The 16,065-nt window shown below is 41.8% G+C and carries 16 protein-coding genes and 2 rRNA genes; 3 read left to right on the top strand and 15 right to left on the bottom strand.

The features are described 5' to 3' along the window. Positions 1 to 5: 5 nt before the first annotated feature. The 6 genes from BUQ87_RS13335 to BUQ87_RS13310 all read right to left on the bottom strand — a co-directional run bounded on the left by BUQ87_RS13335 (position 6) and on the right by BUQ87_RS13310 (position 7,874). Positions 6 to 2,369 (bottom strand): ABC transporter permease, encoded by a 2,364-nt coding sequence (locus BUQ87_RS13335; RefSeq protein WP_052636160.1) that lies wholly within the window; start codon positions 2,367 to 2,369, stop codon positions 6 to 8. Continuing rightward, positions 2,366 to 3,070, bottom strand: a complete 705-nt coding sequence (locus BUQ87_RS13330) for an ABC transporter ATP-binding protein (RefSeq protein ID WP_038265742.1) — start codon at positions 3,068 to 3,070, stop codon at positions 2,366 to 2,368. Before BUQ87_RS13330 ends, BUQ87_RS13335 begins: the two co-directional genes overlap by 4 nt. A gap of 170 nt (positions 3,071 to 3,240) precedes the next feature. Further along, the gene (locus BUQ87_RS13325) at positions 3,241 to 4,206 is read right to left on the bottom strand and encodes an ABC transporter ATP-binding protein (protein ID WP_038265740.1); all 966 of its coding nucleotides are present in this window, start codon (positions 4,204 to 4,206) and stop codon (positions 3,241 to 3,243) included. A gap of 16 nt (positions 4,207 to 4,222) precedes the next feature. After that, positions 4,223 to 5,815 (bottom strand): ABC transporter permease, encoded by a 1,593-nt coding sequence (locus tag BUQ87_RS13320; RefSeq protein WP_242943846.1) that lies wholly within the window; start codon positions 5,813 to 5,815, stop codon positions 4,223 to 4,225. Between the two features lie 66 nt (positions 5,816 to 5,881). Continuing rightward, on the bottom strand, positions 5,882 to 6,916 hold the full coding sequence (locus BUQ87_RS13315) for an ABC transporter substrate-binding protein (protein WP_038265734.1): 1,035 nt from the start codon (positions 6,914 to 6,916) through the stop codon (positions 5,882 to 5,884). Positions 6,917 to 7,208: 292 nt separating this feature from the next. Further along, the gene (locus tag BUQ87_RS13310) at positions 7,209 to 7,874 is read right to left on the bottom strand and encodes a PHP domain-containing protein (RefSeq protein ID WP_038265731.1); all 666 of its coding nucleotides are present in this window, start codon (positions 7,872 to 7,874) and stop codon (positions 7,209 to 7,211) included. 231 nt (positions 7,875 to 8,105) lie between these two features. Here BUQ87_RS13310 and BUQ87_RS15320 point away from each other — a divergent pair, with 231 nt between their 5' ends. Together BUQ87_RS15320 and BUQ87_RS15600 are read left to right on the top strand one after the other, a co-directional pair. After that, positions 8,106 to 8,267: a hypothetical protein gene (locus BUQ87_RS15320; protein ID WP_159434341.1), complete on the top strand. Its 162-nt coding sequence runs from the start codon at positions 8,106 to 8,108 to the stop codon at positions 8,265 to 8,267. Next, positions 8,264 to 8,560, top strand: coding sequence for an AAA family ATPase (locus BUQ87_RS15600; RefSeq protein ID WP_038265728.1), 297 nt, complete (start codon positions 8,264 to 8,266; stop codon positions 8,558 to 8,560). The genes BUQ87_RS15320 and BUQ87_RS15600 overlap by 4 nt, the downstream gene beginning before the upstream one ends. Before the next feature lie 211 nt (positions 8,561 to 8,771). Here BUQ87_RS15600 and BUQ87_RS13300 read toward each other — a convergent pair whose 3' ends face one another. After that, the gene (locus tag BUQ87_RS13300) at positions 8,772 to 9,665 is read right to left on the bottom strand and encodes a diacylglycerol/lipid kinase family protein (protein WP_038265725.1); all 894 of its coding nucleotides are present in this window, start codon (positions 9,663 to 9,665) and stop codon (positions 8,772 to 8,774) included. A 348-nt stretch (positions 9,666 to 10,013) separates the two neighbouring features. Between BUQ87_RS13300 and BUQ87_RS13295 the strand changes: the two genes are divergently transcribed. Beyond that, positions 10,014 to 10,517: a hypothetical protein gene (locus tag BUQ87_RS13295; RefSeq protein ID WP_038265722.1), complete on the top strand. Its 504-nt coding sequence runs from the start codon at positions 10,014 to 10,016 to the stop codon at positions 10,515 to 10,517. Between the two features lie 105 nt (positions 10,518 to 10,622). Here BUQ87_RS13295 and BUQ87_RS13290 read toward each other — a convergent pair whose 3' ends face one another. From BUQ87_RS13290 to BUQ87_RS13255, 8 genes are all read right to left on the bottom strand, one after another. Beyond that, entirely contained in the window at positions 10,623 to 11,540 is a 918-nt protein-coding gene (locus BUQ87_RS13290) for a Ppx/GppA phosphatase family protein (protein WP_038265719.1), read from the bottom strand. 26 nt (positions 11,541 to 11,566) lie between these two features. Continuing rightward, positions 11,567 to 11,875, bottom strand: coding sequence for an FtsB family cell division protein (locus BUQ87_RS13285; protein WP_038265716.1), 309 nt, complete (start codon positions 11,873 to 11,875; stop codon positions 11,567 to 11,569). 21 nt (positions 11,876 to 11,896) lie between these two features. After that, complete coding sequence (locus BUQ87_RS13280; RefSeq protein ID WP_038265713.1) at positions 11,897 to 12,139, bottom strand: RNA-binding S4 domain-containing protein; 243 nt, start codon at positions 12,137 to 12,139, stop codon at positions 11,897 to 11,899. 225 nt (positions 12,140 to 12,364) lie between these two features. Beyond that, positions 12,365 to 12,643: an HU family DNA-binding protein gene (locus tag BUQ87_RS13275; protein ID WP_038265710.1), complete on the bottom strand. Its 279-nt coding sequence runs from the start codon at positions 12,641 to 12,643 to the stop codon at positions 12,365 to 12,367. Positions 12,644 to 12,702: 59 nt separating this feature from the next. After that, the gene (yabN, locus tag BUQ87_RS13270; protein ID WP_052636159.1) at positions 12,703 to 14,160 is read right to left on the bottom strand and encodes a bifunctional methyltransferase/pyrophosphohydrolase YabN; all 1,458 of its coding nucleotides are present in this window, start codon (positions 14,158 to 14,160) and stop codon (positions 12,703 to 12,705) included. An 81-nt stretch (positions 14,161 to 14,241) separates the two neighbouring features. Then, entirely contained in the window at positions 14,242 to 15,666 is a 1,425-nt protein-coding gene (locus tag BUQ87_RS13265; protein WP_038265704.1) for an aminotransferase class I/II-fold pyridoxal phosphate-dependent enzyme, read from the bottom strand. Positions 15,667 to 15,759: 93 nt separating this feature from the next. Then, positions 15,760 to 15,876 (bottom strand): 5S ribosomal RNA (gene rrf, locus BUQ87_RS13260). A gap of 46 nt (positions 15,877 to 15,922) precedes the next feature. Further along, positions 15,923 to 16,065 (bottom strand): 23S ribosomal RNA (locus BUQ87_RS13255); the annotation flags it as partial.

The raw sequence follows: 16,065 nt of genomic DNA, 5'->3' as shown, positions 1-16,065 counted from the left end.
CCCCCCTATTCCCTCTCTTTGAGCACATCCACAAAATTGAGCCTTCTTATCTTTCTGTACACTGAAATCTGTGCGAATGCTATTGATACGAATGTGACCACAGCGCTCGCCAAAAATGAAGCAGCATCTATCCCAAGGGGTATGCTGAAAAGGTCGGTGCTTACACCTCTTGCTATACCATCTCTCATAATATAAGCAACTGGAACGCCTATCGCAATTGCCCCTGCGCTTATAGCCCACTGCTCTATAGCTATTATTCTGAAAATCTCCGCCTTTGTCATCCCAAGGACCCTGAGCGATGAAAGCTCCCTTTGCCTTTCCGAAAATATTATAGTTGATGATGTATATATCACCGCAAATCCAGCTATTATACCAAATACTACAAATATCCACTGCATGTAGGCATATGATTCCATAAGCTCGTTGAATGTCTCTATTGTCTTTTCGCGCCTTTCTATAGAAACTACGTTTTGAGCGTTTATATAGTCGTCATTGAGTCTTCCCAGCTGCCCGTCCTCTATGTCGAGAAGGAGCGACGTGGCCATGTCCCTTTGCCCTATGAGTTTGCAAAACGAGGATATCTCCATGTAGGTGTTCACGCCGAAGTGCTGTGGTATTATTCCTGTTATTGTTACGCTTATCTCATCCTTTGCGGCCCATGGACTTTCTATCTCGACTGTGTCCCCAACGCTTATGTCCATGATGTTTGCAATTTTTTCCGATATGATCATGCCCTCGATTGGCGGTCTCAAAATATTGCCACGGCTATCTATTATGTTGTACATACGCCCGTCAATCTGCATTCCTATGCATATTGCCTCTTTTTCCCTCCAGCTGCTTTTAATCTTTATGGGGGCCTCCAAAAAAGCTTCTGCCTCCCTTATATAGTCCCTATTCACTATCTCCCTGTATGTCCCATTTCTATCTATAGGGGTGTAGAAGCTCATTTTCACGTCATACGTCTGGACCTTTTCAAACTGCTCTTTCATCATTATTTCTATTACCCTTTGGAATGAGACTGTGGTAGTCACTATGCTGAATACAAACACTATCCCAATCATCGTAAAAAGGCTTCTGGCCCTATTCCTGAAAAGGTTCCTAAAAGCCATCTTTGTCTGGGTTCCAAACATTTTCCAAAGGGCCCTTATCCTTTCAAGCCATATAGTGTGGACCTTGACTAATACTGGCGGCCTTAGCGCATCCGCCGGCTTGAGCATTAGTATTTTTCGTGTTCCGCTGTATCCTGCCACTATGCTGAATAATATGGATATAATATTTGCCTGGACAAAGTATTTCATGGAGAATGTGCTGCTCAAATTCGGAAATGCGAAAAACTCCCTGTACAGCTCAGTATAAAAATATGCAAGCCATATACCCGCAAGCCCTCCGAATATCCCCCCTGCAACTCCCACTATCATGCTGTAGCTCATGTAGTGCAAAAGAATTTCCCGCTTTGTGTATCCAAACGCCTTTAGTATGCCTATCTGACCCCTTTGCTGCTCGACTATACGCTTTAGCATTATATAGAGCACAAAGCTTGCTACGGCCAAAAATATCAATGGAAATACAAGGGCTGTCCCCTGTAGCTGTTCAAGCTCGCCTGTTAGTATGGAGTGGCTCACCTGGTCCTCTCTTTCATATATGCTCTTGAGTCCGTATTTCTTGAGCTTGTCTTCAAGCCTGCTCTCTACTTCATCGTAAGTATATCCTTCTTCTATGGTAAATGATATTTCGTTGTAAATTCCCTTTTCCCTGAAGAGGCTTTCCATTTTTGAATACTCTATATATGCTATTCCAAAAGTGCTGGGATCTGGGTATATCTCCTGAAGGCTTCTCATTGCATATATGAAGTCGGGACTTATTGCAGAGCCTATTATGTCAAGTTCCACCCGTTTGCCTTCCGCGATTATCTCTATGCCGTCGCCCGGCGAAACTGAATTCTCATCGTAGAATTTGACATCAAGCCAAACGCCGTCGCTTGATTTTTCAAGTGGGGCGCCTTCCTCCACAAATGGCGAGTTGAGAAGCCTTTCCTCTTCCAAGTCAACGGATACAAGCCGGAGGTATCTTGGGACAGAAAGGTCCTTTTCATAAATCCGAACGTCCTTTACAAACCGCCCCTGAAGACTTTCCACTCCTTCCGTCCCTTGAAGCTCGTCAACAGCTCCCACAGGAACACCTGTAAGGCTTGCAAATCCGTGCGCAAAATTTGAGTCCTCATAGAACTCATCCATCGCGGCCTGAAGATTTTCCATCACCATGAACATGGAAGTGTACATGCTAAGCCCTATTACTATTACAAGAGCGCTTGATATGTACACAAGCTTGTGGTGCATTATGTCCCTCATCATTTTCTTGTAAAGTATCACCACGACACCTCCTCGGGTCTTAGAGGCTTTTCATTTTTCTCTATTTTTTCAATCATTCCATCCCTTATATAAAATACCCGGTCACCTATCTTTCCTATTCCAGCATTGTGGGTTATTATCATGACGGTCTTTTTTAACTCCCTGTTGAAATCCCTTAAAAACTTTAGTATCTCGACTCCCGTGGAAAGGTCGAGTGCACCTGTGGGCTCATCGCAAAGCAGAAGATCCGGATTCTTGGCAAGCGCCCTGCCTATGGCAACACGCTGCTGCTCCCCCCCAGAAAGCTGCGAGGGAAAATGGTTTTTCCTCTCGCTGAGTCCTATTTTCTCAAGCACATAGTCTATCTCCAGGGGTTCGTTTGCTATCTCCACAGAAAGCCCTATGTTCTCCCCCGCGGTGAGATTTGGCATGAGATTGTAAAACTGGAATACAAATCCAACGTTGTTTCTCCTGTACTGTGTAAGCTCCCTCTCGCTGGCACCGGATATTGCCCTTCCGTCATATATCAATTCCCCCTTGGTGGGAGAATCCATGCCCCCTATTATGTTTAAAAGGGTACTCTTTCCCGAGCCGCTGGGTCCAAGCACCACTATGAATTCCCCTCTGTATACCTCAAAATCAACGCCCTTCAGGGCGTTGACTGTCACTTCCCCCATCTGATACTGCTTCCATATCCCCCTGCCTTCTATTAAAACTTCCATATTCAGCCCCCCTGCATACACCTATAACTTTTTAATACCCCCAATACAAATCTATAATAGGTTTTATGCAATTTTAAGGCATTAAAAATCCCCCGCGCATGCGGGGGATAGAATGTCAAATCCCCGAATATAACATATATAATCTTATGTTGTATACTGCATATGCTACTTTACACTTCTATCTCATGAACCCTTTCAAATTCAAAATGCACAATGTCACCCGTATCATAGTTGCATTTTGAATTTACGCAGTCCACCTGGAGCAGCGTTTCTTTTCCGTCAATTTTTGCATTTACAACATAGCTTGTGAAAAATCCCAAAAAGCTCTTTTCAACTATCGCGCCGCTGTATCTGCCGTCTTTGCTTGATATGACTATGTGCTCAGGCCTTACAACCACCTTTGAAGCGCCCATCTCCAGTATGTTAGCCCTTCCTATGAAATCAGCTACAAATTCGCTGCATGGCCTTTCATATATATTAATCGGACAGCCTATCTGCTCGGCTCTGCCCCCGTTCATTACGACTATCCTGTCCGATATGCTCATGGCCTCTTCCTGGTCGTGAGTCACAAACACCATTGTTATTCCGAGCTTTTTTTGTATATGCTTTATCTCGTTTCTCATCCTGACCCTGAGCTTTGCGTCAAGGTTTGAAAGGGGCTCGTCCATAAGCAGCACCTTCGGATTGAGTATCAGCGCTCTTGCAAGGGCGACCCTTTGCTGCTGCCCGCCCGAAATCCTTGTGACATTTCTTCCCGAAAGCTCGCCAAGCCCTACAATATCGAGCATTTCCCTGCCCTTTTGATCCATCTCTCCCTTTGAATACATTTTGAGATTTTTAAGCCCATATGTGACATTTTGAATGACATTCATGTGCGGAAAAAGCGCATAGCTTTGAAATACTGTTGCCACGGGCCTTTTCTCGGGAGATGTCCCTGTTATGTCCTCCCCTTCGAGTATTATCCTCCCGCTTGACGGCGCCAAAAATCCCCCCAGAATCCTGAGTGTCGTGGTCTTTCCGCATCCGCTGGGGCCAAGCAGCGACACCAGCTCTCCCTTCTCTATTTCAATAGAAAAATCATCTACCGCCCTAAACCCTTCGAATTCTTTTGTTATATTTTCGATTTTAAGATACATCCATTATAACCCCCTGCTATCCCTCTCTTATAATTATCCTCGAAAAAATTATGTTTATTATAATCGTGGCTATTATTATCATGCTCGCAAGCACAGCTGCAAGCCCGTAGTCCCCGTCCCTTATGACATTGAACAGCTCCACAGTAGCAACCTTTGCCGAAGGGGTTATGAGAAATATTATGGCTCCCACGGTGGTCATTGTGGCCGTGAATGTATTTACAAAGCTCACGAGGAATGCCGGCTTTAAAAGAGGCATTATTATATCTGCAAGTATTCTCATGTTGGAAGAGCCCAGATCCCTTGCCGCATCCTCAATGTCGCTTCCTACGTTGCCAAGCACCGCGCTTGCGGCCTTTGTGCTTATTGGAATCTGCCTGTACACGCAGTTTATCACCACTATCAGGCCCGTTCCAGTGAGCGCAAGCGGATAGTCGTTGAATGCAAGTATATAGCCTATTCCAAAGAGCGGCCCCGGCATTATGTATGGAAGGGTGGCTATAAAGTCTATAACCCTTGAGCCTTTGACATTTCTCCTTTCGACGTAATACGAAAGCAGCAGTCCTATGACACTCGTTGCAATTCCCGCTGCAAAGGCATATCTTATGCTCCTGAAAAAGCTTGGCATCTTTGAAAATTTCACCGATTTTATGTATTCCATTGTGAATATTAGCTGTCCGGACTTGTAGTCTGAAATAGCCGACAGGAATATTGATAAATACTGGAGGGTCATAAATATAAGGAATGTCCATGTGAACAATGCAAGAACGCTCCTAAGCCCAATGCCCATGTCAAAATCCACATCAAGCATCCTCGGCGATTTTAAGCCCGTCGCCGAAAACAGTTTCGAATCCCTCATATTGTACCTGTATGTGAAAAATACCACGAGCGAAGGTATGAGTATCATGACGCTTATAGCCGCAGCCCGGGGTAGGTCGCCTCTTCCTATGAGGGAAATATACGCCTCTGTTGCAAGCACCTTGAAATTTCCCCCTATTATTATTGGAGTCCCAAAGTCCGCAAGGCATTTTACAAATGTTATGAATGACGATGCGACTATGCCCGGTTTTGAAAGTGGAATCACCACCCTTCTTATGGTCTTTGCCGCACTTTCTCCAAGGTCGAGTGATGCCTCTATTAGGCTCCTGTCTATTCCAGACATCATCCCCATTATGACAAGCGATGCCAGTGAAATATTGCCGAACACCTGCATTAGAACTATTCCGTGCCAGCCGTAAGGGTTTATTGTAAGACCCAAAAGCCTGTATGTTATTATACCCCTTTTGCCAAAAAGAGTTATATATGCAAGTGACGATACGAACGGCGGAGATATCATTGTAAGCATTAGAACCGCCATTATAATATTTCTCATTTTCTTTGCCGAAAAATTCGAATATAGCGATATACAAACCGCAAACACTATGGTACATGCAGTAGATACAGTAGACACGAAAATGCTGTTATAAAAAAGCCTTCTGCCTCCTGTGAAAATCTCCCTGTATAGTTCAAGTGAAAATATTCCTTCCGGAAAAAAGCTTTTGACTATTACCTCTGATATCGGCCACAATATGAACACCATTATGGAGATGACTATACTAGCTATTATGGACATATCAAACAGATCATAAAAACGGGTATCCAAGTTTTTGGATACCCGAGTTTTCAAATTAGGCATTTTTTATTTTGCCATCCTTTGCGCCCAGCTTTCAAGTATTTGGTCTCTTTGAGATCCGAATTTTGAAAGATCTATGTCTATAAGGCCTTCAATATTGATGTCATTCATCATCTCCGGAACTGAAACATCTTCTCTGACCATTACTCTAGGGTCCTTGTCTCTTATGACTTCCTGGCCTTTTGCAGAAAGAGCCCAGTCTACAAAAGCCTTTGCGGCGTCAATATTTTCAGCATTTTTGAATATTGCAAGTCCAGCAGGAACCCAAGGTATTCCGTCTTCAGGATATATTGTCTTTACAGGGTATTTCTCCTCCATCGACACGAATTCTCCCGACATAGGAATTATGCCCACAGCCATTTCTCCTGCTGCAACCTTCTTTGGAGGCTCTCCGCCCCTTTGAGCGTAGAAAGGTATGTTATTTTTAAGCTCTTCAAGGTATTTCCATCCTTCTTCCTCTCCCATTCCCTGAAGCAGGCAGTTTACAACCGCATAGTTTGTTCCTGATATGGATGGATCAGCCATTAGCACTTCGTCCTTGTACTCCGCCTTTGCAAGGTCTTTCCAGGTCTTTGGAGCCTGTAGACCTTTTTCAGCCATTACATCGGTATTTACCATAAATCCTGCCGTTACAAGAGATACTCCCGTCCAGTATTCATCACCTTTGTACTTTTCTCCAACAGATTCTTCCTCAGGTGACACATAAGACTCTAAAAGCCCTTTTTCTCCGGCAGACATGAAACTGTCAGCCCCTCCGCCAAACCATACGTCAGCCATGGGCTTTCCTCCTTCAGCCTCTGTCCTTGCAAGAACCTCTCCTGAAGACATGTCTATGAATTCAACTTTCACTGCCGTATCCTCAGTGAACTTTGCGAATATCTCCTCTTTCCCTCCATATGCCGCAACAACTCTTATAGTCGAACCCTCCAGCATAGATGTTCCAGCCGTTTCCTCCTTCTCTCCCTTGTCATTAGACGTACATCCCACAAGAGATGTCGCTATCATGAATATTGAAACCATCACTGCCAATATTCTCTTCATTTTGAATCCTCCCTAGTATTTTTTATGTATTTATGCAGGGTTTTGCCCTGAATATATTATATATCAGCATATACTCCATTAGAAATAAATGTTACTAATAGAATATTTGCCCATCATAGGTTTTTTCTATGCTAATCCCATGACAAACAGCTCTCCTTTAACACTGTTTTCATTATAAACTTTATAAAATCTGATAAAGCCCATACATGTTAAATTATATATCATATGTATGGGAGATACTTCTTAAGCTTTGAATCTAACTATAAAGCCCCCACCATAGGTGAGGGCTCTTTTATACCGCCTTTTCAAACAATATCTTGTTATATAGCTTGTCGTACATGTCTATTTTTTCATATCCGCTGCCCGTATGTACCGCTGGGCACGTGTTACCTGCCTTTACCGCCTCTATAAAGTCCTTTACATCCCTTATGCCACCAGGAAATACCGTTGCATACTTGCCTATCGCTTCTATTGTGTGGGCGTCGCTTGCCCCCAGTGAAGGCAGTCCCAGCTCAGCTGCAAGCCCGTATGCATAAATATTGTTGTGAGGCCTTGTGCTTCCGTTGAATGCCTCTATTCCAGAAAGACCTCTTACATCCCTTATTGTGTTTCCCATTCCCCTGTTATTTTGCCTGAATGGGTGGGCGCTCATTGCGACCCCTCCCGCCCTGAGCGTCATATCTACAAGCTGCTGGGCATGGACCTTTTCGCTTGGAAGCTTGTCCAGTCCAAATACAGTTATGTCGCCCTCATGGGTCAGCACTTCCGCTCCCACTATTATCAAAAATCCAGTTTCCTTTGAGTACTCGTGGGCCTTTTCCATTATATCATTGCTTTCATGGTCTGTTATGCAGACTCCGTCAAGTCCCATCTGTCTGCCTCTCTTCACTATGTCCTCAAGCGAAATCTTGCTGTCAAGAGAATATGTCTTTTCGTGCATGTGAGTATCTATTATCATGGCATTCTTCCCCTCCAACACTGTTGTCCATATTTGTGTTCAAAAATTAATACTATTATAAAGTGCGCCGCCGTCTGCAGCACCTCGGATTTTCAGTTCACATATTCATTATATCTCAAAAAAATGCAAGTTTAAAATCGATTTTAATTATATTTATTTATAGCATCATAAGTTTCATCTATAATAAGCTTTGCATTACATCCAGCTCAAAACGAGGAAGGAGCAATAAAAATGTTTTGCAGAGTAAAGCAGCTTTTTAAACTATACTACGAGGAGCAGAGCCATTTTACAGACAAGAAAAGAAACAGTTCTTCGAGCTGCAGCGCAGCAGCGTCCAAAAGAGGAAAAGATACCCTAAGTTTTCATACAGAGTCGACAGTGTTCCAAACGTGACATTTGACGACATAGCTGGCCACTTGGAGGTCAAAAAGGACCTCCAGTTTATAATCGATTTTCTTAAAACCCCTCAAAAGTATAGACAGCTTGGAGCCAGAATGCCAAAGGAGATAATAGTCATAGGTGCCACAAACAGGTTCGACATGCTCGATAGCGCTCTTACAAGGGTTGGCAGGTTCGACATGCATGTATGCATACCTCTTCCCGAGTATGAGGACAGGATTGAAATGATAAAAATTCACTCGAAAAACAAGCGCAGCATAAAAAATTCAGACCCCGATGGAAAATGAAACCATATATGAATCTGAAATAGACCAAATAATAGAGCGCAATAGAAAGAAAATCGCTTAATCCCCTTGTCCAGGCTCATTTTCAACCTGGATTTTTTCATCAAAAAAGCCGCCTTTGCAAAGACGGCATAAATTCTTAATGGATAAATAACTGTATAATTTTTTGATAATCTGTAAAAAACACTTAAAATTACTCTATCCCACGGCCGCTTTATGGAATGCATATGTCCATTGCAGAGCTTACTATTGTAAATTCCGCTGGAAATCCGCCTCCGTCTTCACCATCTATGTCTATTTTAAGCCCCTCATTCACACTCTCCACGTATAGTCTGTCAGTTTGGAAATGCTTTACCATGTCACTACCCAAATGGTCTCCTCTTAATATCTTGAGGAAGAGATTCGCTGTATCTATTATATCTGTCTTTTTTATTATTATAACGTCAAACATATTGTCATCGAGCTTTGCCTCTGGTGCAAATTTTTTAAATCCCCCTACAACAGGAGTATTGACAACTGCAAATATTGCCAAATTCTCTTCAAATTCCTCATTAGCATATGAAAACTTCATGGGAAGCGACTGGAATATCTGTTTTGGTATCTCCTTTATACCCTCTGCATAGTAAGCAAACCTGCCAAACATAGTCTTGAGTTCAACATTGGTCTTGAGTGCGACATCTGTGAAAAGACCGCATGCTGCAATATTTATGAAATATTTTTTATTCACCTTGCACACATCTATCCTCTTCATGCTCTTTTTCTTTATCATGCTGCATATGCCCTCTATATCACTGGGCAGATCAAGATATGTGGCAAAGTCATTTACAGTGCCTGCAGGAACTATTACAAGTGGCACATCGAGCCCCGTGTTCATCATTCCGTTCACAACCCTGTTTACAGTTCCATCCCCGCCAATCGCCATTACCATATCCACATTCTCGGCTTTTGCGGATTCCATGCAGGCCCTATAGTCAAAATCAACTGTAGTATCCACTTTTTTAACCGTTTCAAATGTTCCATCAAGCACGAGCCTTCCGACTATTCCTTCAAGATTTTTTTGAATAGTAGTCCTTCCCGAAGACGGATTGTTTATTATTTTTACATTCATTATGTTTTCCTCCAAAATACCCAATTTAAGCACTTTTACATAATGTGGCTATATCTCCACACTTCAAAACTCAAAATATATCATGACAAATCAGCTGCAACTATCCTTATTTTACCACAAACAGCTGCTTCAATGTATAATAAACGTTCATGGCTTTACACTCATTGCAGTTTAATGAACTGTAATTACGCTGCCTCTTATTGGCCTAATGACAGCATCAATCATTTCGGCTTTATCTATATGGACAAAATCCAACGTCTCCAGTGCCAATACATGCTGGAATATATGAATTAAGTCTTTTTTATGGGGTATCATTAATTTATAAAAATAGTAATAGGGGGCGTTGCCATGACCAACGATAAATTCATAGACAAAGTGCTTTCAAAAACTTTTTGGGGAAGCTTTTTATTCCTTGACGGCCATGGGCTAAATGCTGAAAATTTCGAAGGGATCTTTTACAATGGCGAATATATAGACGACGAGGATGAACTTGCAGTCCTTCGAGATTGGATAATACAAGCCATGAAAAGCAAATCTGTAGAAAACATAGAAGACGGCGATGCCATATGGAAAAAATATCCCATAGAACTTTTGGAGAATGGGGATGTTCTAGATTCGTCACTGATTCAAACAGAGCCCACGCATGACATATTCTTTGTCATATTCCTGAATGACAACACTTGGGAGATACAAATCGAGGAACTCGACTATGAATTCGAAGGCGAGGATTTAGACTCATATGATGAGTCAGTAGAAGATGAAAGCATAGATATTTACGTAAACCCCGAAGAAATAGAAGATGATATTGAAGAAATAGAAGAATATGATGATGAAGATGATGATATTGAATAGACAAAAATAGAATTAGCCATGTGAAGTAAATCACATGGCTAATTCTATTTTTTCTCTAAATGACCCCTATATTCATTTTGATCACAATGTCCATGTATTCAAAAATCATATGCTTATCTTTCTGGATACTAGTCCTTCCAGGTTGTCGTACTCGCTTACAATCATCCTGTCAAAACATATCTTTCTAAGGACTATCTCCAGTATCCCAACTCCTGCCGTTATTATGTCGGCCCTTTTAGGCTGAAGTCCATTTAGCATCATCTTCTCACTTGTCTTGAGCCTTTTAAGTGTCTTGAGAAGCTCGCATATTTGAGGGTATGTTATTATGCTGCTGTGTATCTTGTCCATATCGTATACTTCCATTTCGGCAAGCATTGCAGCTACTGAGGTTATAGTCCCTCCTATGCCTACCACCTTTTTTATGTTGTACCTGCATATCTCTCCAACCGTGTCATCTATCTCATTTGAAACGTGATTTTCCATGCTCATGTATTCAATTTTGTCAACGGGATCTTTTTTGAGGAACTTCTCTGTCATTCTAAGCGCCCCTACATTCTCACTTTTCATGAACTTTATTCCGTACTTGTTCCCGACTATGAATTCAGTCGATCCCCCGCCTATGTCCACAACCAGTATGTTTTCATCCTTGTCCTGTATTCCTTCAAGAACTCCCATGAATCCAAGATCTGCTTCTGTGCTTCCGCTTATTATCTCAACAGCCACGCCTGACTTTTCAAGCGCCCTTTGCAAGAACTCACCTGAATTTTTACTGTCTCTAAGAGCGGAAGTCCCCACAGCCCATATTTGCTTGCATCCCTTTTCCCTTGCAAGCTCTGTAAAGTCTTCAAGCGCATCTACGTTGCGCTCTATGGCATCGTCATTTATTATTCCCTCTTCGTCGACGGATTCACCAATTCTGGTCGTATTAATGTGTTTTTCCCTTTCCTTGAACCTTCCGTCCTCATAGTCGGCTATAAGCAATCTCATAGAATTCGTTCCTATGTCTATGGCTGCAACCCTCATGACTTTCAACCTCCTAAAAACTCACTCTAATCCTTATCTACATCCACATACATTATTTCACCCGGTTTTATCATTTTAAGCCTTTCCCTGGCTATCTTTTCAATGTTATCAATATTTTCTGCCTGCTCTATGTCCTTTTTTATGTCATCTATGTCTTTTTTTTCGGCTTCGATCTTTGCATGTATATCTTTTATTTGAGACTTGTATTTTCTTATGGTAATTTCCTGTTTTACAAGCGCAGTAGCTATATAAAGCATTATGAGAACTATAATACTGTTAAATATAAGCTTTTCAACATTAAACCTCTTTTTTGAAACACCCGAAGACTTACTCATTTAATACTACTCCCCTTGGATTTACTGTATCACTTCATACATTTCCTGAGCCTCTTTTTTCAGGACATGTTCCCTCACCTCAAGAACTTTTACCTTGCTTATCTTTTCGCCAAATCTGATCTCTATTGTATCGCCTGCATTTACCTCTGTAGATGCCTTTGCCACCTTGCCGTTTATGCTTATTATGCCGCTTGTGCAGGCTTCTTTTGCAACAGTCCTTCTCTTTATAAGTCTTGAAACCTTCAAAAATTTATCTAACCTCATTTTATACTCCTCCAAATGCATACCGCTTTTATTTCATTTATATTAATTATACCATATCTCCCTGCCCTTTACACTTTATGCGCTGCCATAAGCCCTCTTTAGCCATTTTCCCCTTGTGCCCCACAACAAACTTACCGCGTATATATCCTTGCCGATTTTGATACATCTGTATATTAACAAAGGGCACGGAATAATCCGCGCCCTTTTATGTATAATCATTTAAAACTACTTGTTAACTACCTCTTTTAGTCCTTTTCCAGCTTTGAATACTGGAGCCTTAGACGCTGGTATTTCTATCTCTTGCTCAGGATTTCTAGGGTTTCTTCCTGTCCTAGCTGCTCTTTCTCTAACTTCAAAAGTTCCAAATCCTACTAGTTGAACTTTCTCATTGTTTATAAGAGTCTCTTGTACAGATTCAATAAATGCATTAAGTGCAGCTTCTGCATCCTTTTTAGTCAGGTTACTCTTTTCAGCCATCTTAGCTACTAGTTCAGCTTTATTCACAATAACTACCTCCTCAATAAAATATATTAAAATAAAAATTTTAATAAGCCATTTTAAATTTAAAGCCCCTTTGATTTAGACTGCTCCCATAATTCGTCCAGCTGCTCCAGTGTCATATCTTCGACTTTCTTTCCAACTTCTTTGACACCGTTTTCCACAAATTCAAATCTCCTTATGAATTTCTCGGTTGTCTTGTTGAGAGCCTCTTCCGGGTCTACATTAAGGAACCTAGAAAGATTTACAATTGCAAACAGCAAATCCCCTAACTCTTCCTGTATGTATTGTATATCGCCAATTGCATGCGCGTCAACCACTTCTTTGTATTCTTCTTCAACTTTTTTGTACACATCTTTTATTTCATCCCAGTCAAATCCAACGTATGAAGCCTTTTTTTGAACCTTTTGAGCCTTCATTAAAGCCGGAAGATGCCTTGGAATCCTTCTGAGGCCTTGTGTTACAGTTTCTTCGCCCTTTTCCTCCTTCTTAAGCTGCTCCCATTTTTTCATGAAGCTCTCCTCTTCAAAGTCTTCTCCTGCAAAAACATGGGGATGCCTGTGTATGAGCTTTTTACATATGGCATCTGCAACCTCGTCAATATCAAAATAGCCTTCTTCCTTGCCTATTTGGGAGTGGAACACCACCTGAAGGAGCACATCTCCAAGCTCTTCTATCAATGAATCGATGTCTCCGCTGTCTATGGCATCTACAACCTCATATGCCTCTTCCACTATGTGTTTTTTAAGTGACTCATGAGTCTGCTTTATATCCCACGGGCATCCGTCTTTTGACCTTAGCTTTTCCATTATCTTCTCAAGTTCATATACATTTTTGAATTTTTCATTTGTTCCCCTTGGTATGTATATGCTTGTAAGATCGTCAAAGTAGTCAGCAGAATGGTCGAGCTCGCAAAGTTTTACCTCTTGCATACTCTCAAGACCCCTTATGCCGGCAGCCTTGACTATATATATACCCTGTTCATCCTCATAATACTCCATAAGTTTTAATTTTGTGTCAGATGCTACAAACTGATCGTATACCTGCGTTATTACAACATGTTTGCCACTGCTTAGCTCCCTCGAGTCAAGGCTTAGCGCGTCAAGAAGTATAAATCCGTCGGCAGGATTGGTCCCAATCATGTTGAACATCGCATCTACAAAGCTCATAGACGGGATTATTCTCACATCAATCCCTTTTCTGGCAGCCTTTTCTTCTATAAGTCCCACCGTTGTTTCCGCAACCCTTGGATGCCCTGGAACTGCATATGTTATGTCAATGTCCTTAGCCTTTTCAACCACATACTCCGCTATTTCTTCATACACCTGCTCAAAGCTCTCGCCCAACTCATAAAACGAATCCATATACTCTATATCCATGCTCTCATCCACAATATCTTTTATCATCGGGTGCTGAGCAGTCCTGAATATAAGCTTTTTTGAATTTTTTACAGCTTCAAGCGCCCCTGAGCTTATAAGGGCTATGTCTCCAGGCCCTAGTCCTATTATTTCTATTCTTGCCAATAGTTTCTCCTCCCTTATCATGCCTTGAATTATAGCACCTGCTAAACTAAATTATACAACATATTTGTGCCGCTTAAATATCTACTTGATTATTTCTATGGATTTGCATCTCGAATCCTTAATTCCCTTTATATTCATTCCATGGGCCTTTGAAGTCTTTATATAGTCTATTACTTCGCTTCTTATGATTTCTCCCGGCACCACAAGCGGTATTCCTGGTGGATAGGGTATTATATATTCCCCGCTTGTCTTTCCTGTGGCGTTTTCGAACAAAGCATTCTCTCTTTGGGCATAAAACGCCTCAAACATCTCCATCTCCTTTACTGCTGGCTCCTGTGGATAGCCTGAGAAGCTTTGTACGGGGAGGGGCCCTTTTCCCTGCTCTATTCCCTTAAGTGCATCTTTCAGCCTGTTAAAATCGCTTCTGTCGTTTCCTATCGAACTCACAATCATAATCCCATATGGCGTTGCAAATTCAATTTGTATGCCGTAGTCCTTCCTGAGCACCTTTTCTATTTCATACCCTGAAAATCCTGTCTCAAGGGTGTTTATAAATATTTTAGTCCTGTCGAATCCATGCGAATATCCTTCATACAAACTTAGTCTCTTTGCCTTTTTCAAAAAACTTTCAATAATTTCTATGTTCTGGAGTAGCTCTCTCATAAGCTCTTTTCCGTACTGCTCATATATTCCCATGCAAACATCTATGGAACTCATCAATATATATGAAGGACTTGAAGAGTGAATCATTGCCAAAAATCTCTTTATGGCGCTTACATCTGCCCTTCCTCCTGAAATATGCATTATTGACGACTGAGTGAATGCAGAGAGGGTTTTATGAAGGCTAAATATGCATATGTCAGCCCCTGAGGCAATTGGGCCTTTGGGCAGATTTTCACTCAACTCAAGGTGTGAACCATGGGCCGAATCTACTATCAATATCATTCCATTTTCATGAGCCATTTGGCTTATCTGCTCTATATCCGCCACATCTCCGTAATATGTAGGGCTCGTTATATATACCGCCTTTGCGTCCCTGTTTTTTTGTATGGCATACCTTACATCCTCAGCAAGTGATGGAAGCGGTATGGCGTTTTTTTCGTCCGTTTTCGAATCTATATATGCCGTACTGATCTGTCCCATTATGCATGCATTAAAAGCGCTCATATGGCTTGACCTGTCCATTATAAGCTTTTCTCCAGGCTTTACGCTTGCCATTATAGCCGCTTGTATTCCACAAGTCGTGCCATTTACAAGGAAAAAGCTCTTGTCGCTTCCAAATGCCCTGCTCGCCCTCTCCTGGGCTTTTTTTATAACATCCGAGGGACTGTGCAGATTGTCTGTTCCCTCAATTTCTGTAGTATCCATTACATGAAGGTTTTGGACGTATTCATACAGTCCCAGCCTTTCATACAGCTTTCCGTTTTTATGCCCTGGCACGTGAAATGAAGCCATATTGGCATTTTTAATTTCAAAAAGCCTGTTTGCAAGAAAATTTGATTCCATATCCGCCCTCCCACTAAACTGTGTATTGGAGGCATGTTCATACCTCACATGCATTTGAACGCAAAAAAACCTCCGAAATATCGGAGGTCTATCACGCAGCCACGTCCTATTCTCCCGGGACCTTCCGGTCCGAGTACCTTCGGCGCTAAGGAGCTTAACTTCTGTGTTCGGTATGGGAACAGGTGTATCCTCCTCGCTGTAATGACTGCATTATGAAGATTTATCGAACCTTCAAAACTGCAAAGTTTTAATATTATTGGTCAAGTCCTCGATCTATTAGTACCCATCAGCTGAATGCATTGCTGCACTTACACCCTGGGCCTATCAACCAGATAGTCTTTCTGGGATCTTACCTTCTATGAAGTGGGAAATCTTATCTTGAGGTTGGCTTCGCGCTTA

The sequence above is a fragment of the Peptoclostridium litorale DSM 5388 genome, assembly GCF_900141635.1.
Classification (GTDB): Bacteria; Bacillota; Clostridia; order Peptostreptococcales; family Peptostreptococcaceae; genus Peptoclostridium; species Peptoclostridium litorale.
Note: the sequence above shows the minus strand (reverse complement) of the source record. Positions and strands in the feature narration are given on the sequence as shown.

Excerpts from the sequence above, each read along its gene's own strand:
- BUQ87_RS13330 (WP_038265742.1), bottom strand. The coding sequence starts at position 3,070 with ATGGAAGTTTTAATAGAAGGCAGGGGGATATGGAAGCAGTATCAGATG.
- BUQ87_RS13325 (WP_038265740.1), bottom strand. The coding sequence starts at position 4,206 with ATGTATCTTAAAATCGAAAATATAACAAAAGAATTCGAAGGGTTTAGG.
- BUQ87_RS13320 (WP_242943846.1), bottom strand. The coding sequence starts at position 5,815 with ATGTCCATAATAGCTAGTATAGTCATCTCCATAATGGTGTTCATATTG.
- BUQ87_RS13315 (WP_038265734.1), bottom strand. The coding sequence starts at position 6,916 with ATGAAGAGAATATTGGCAGTGATGGTTTCAATATTCATGATAGCGACA.
- BUQ87_RS13310 (WP_038265731.1), bottom strand. The coding sequence starts at position 7,874 with ATGATAATAGATACTCACATGCACGAAAAGACATATTCTCTTGACAGC.
- BUQ87_RS15320 (WP_159434341.1), top strand. The coding sequence starts at position 8,106 with ATGTTTTGCAGAGTAAAGCAGCTTTTTAAACTATACTACGAGGAGCAG.
- BUQ87_RS13300 (WP_038265725.1), bottom strand. The coding sequence starts at position 9,665 with ATGAATGTAAAAATAATAAACAATCCGTCTTCGGGAAGGACTACTATT.
- BUQ87_RS13295 (WP_038265722.1), top strand. The coding sequence starts at position 10,014 with ATGACCAACGATAAATTCATAGACAAAGTGCTTTCAAAAACTTTTTGG.
- BUQ87_RS13290 (WP_038265719.1), bottom strand. The coding sequence starts at position 11,540 with ATGAGGGTTGCAGCCATAGACATAGGAACGAATTCTATGAGATTGCTT.
- BUQ87_RS13285 (WP_038265716.1), bottom strand. The coding sequence starts at position 11,875 with ATGAGTAAGTCTTCGGGTGTTTCAAAAAAGAGGTTTAATGTTGAAAAG.
- BUQ87_RS13280 (WP_038265713.1), bottom strand. The coding sequence starts at position 12,139 with ATGAGGTTAGATAAATTTTTGAAGGTTTCAAGACTTATAAAGAGAAGG.
- BUQ87_RS13265 (WP_038265704.1), bottom strand. The coding sequence starts at position 15,666 with ATGGAATCAAATTTTCTTGCAAACAGGCTTTTTGAAATTAAAAATGCC.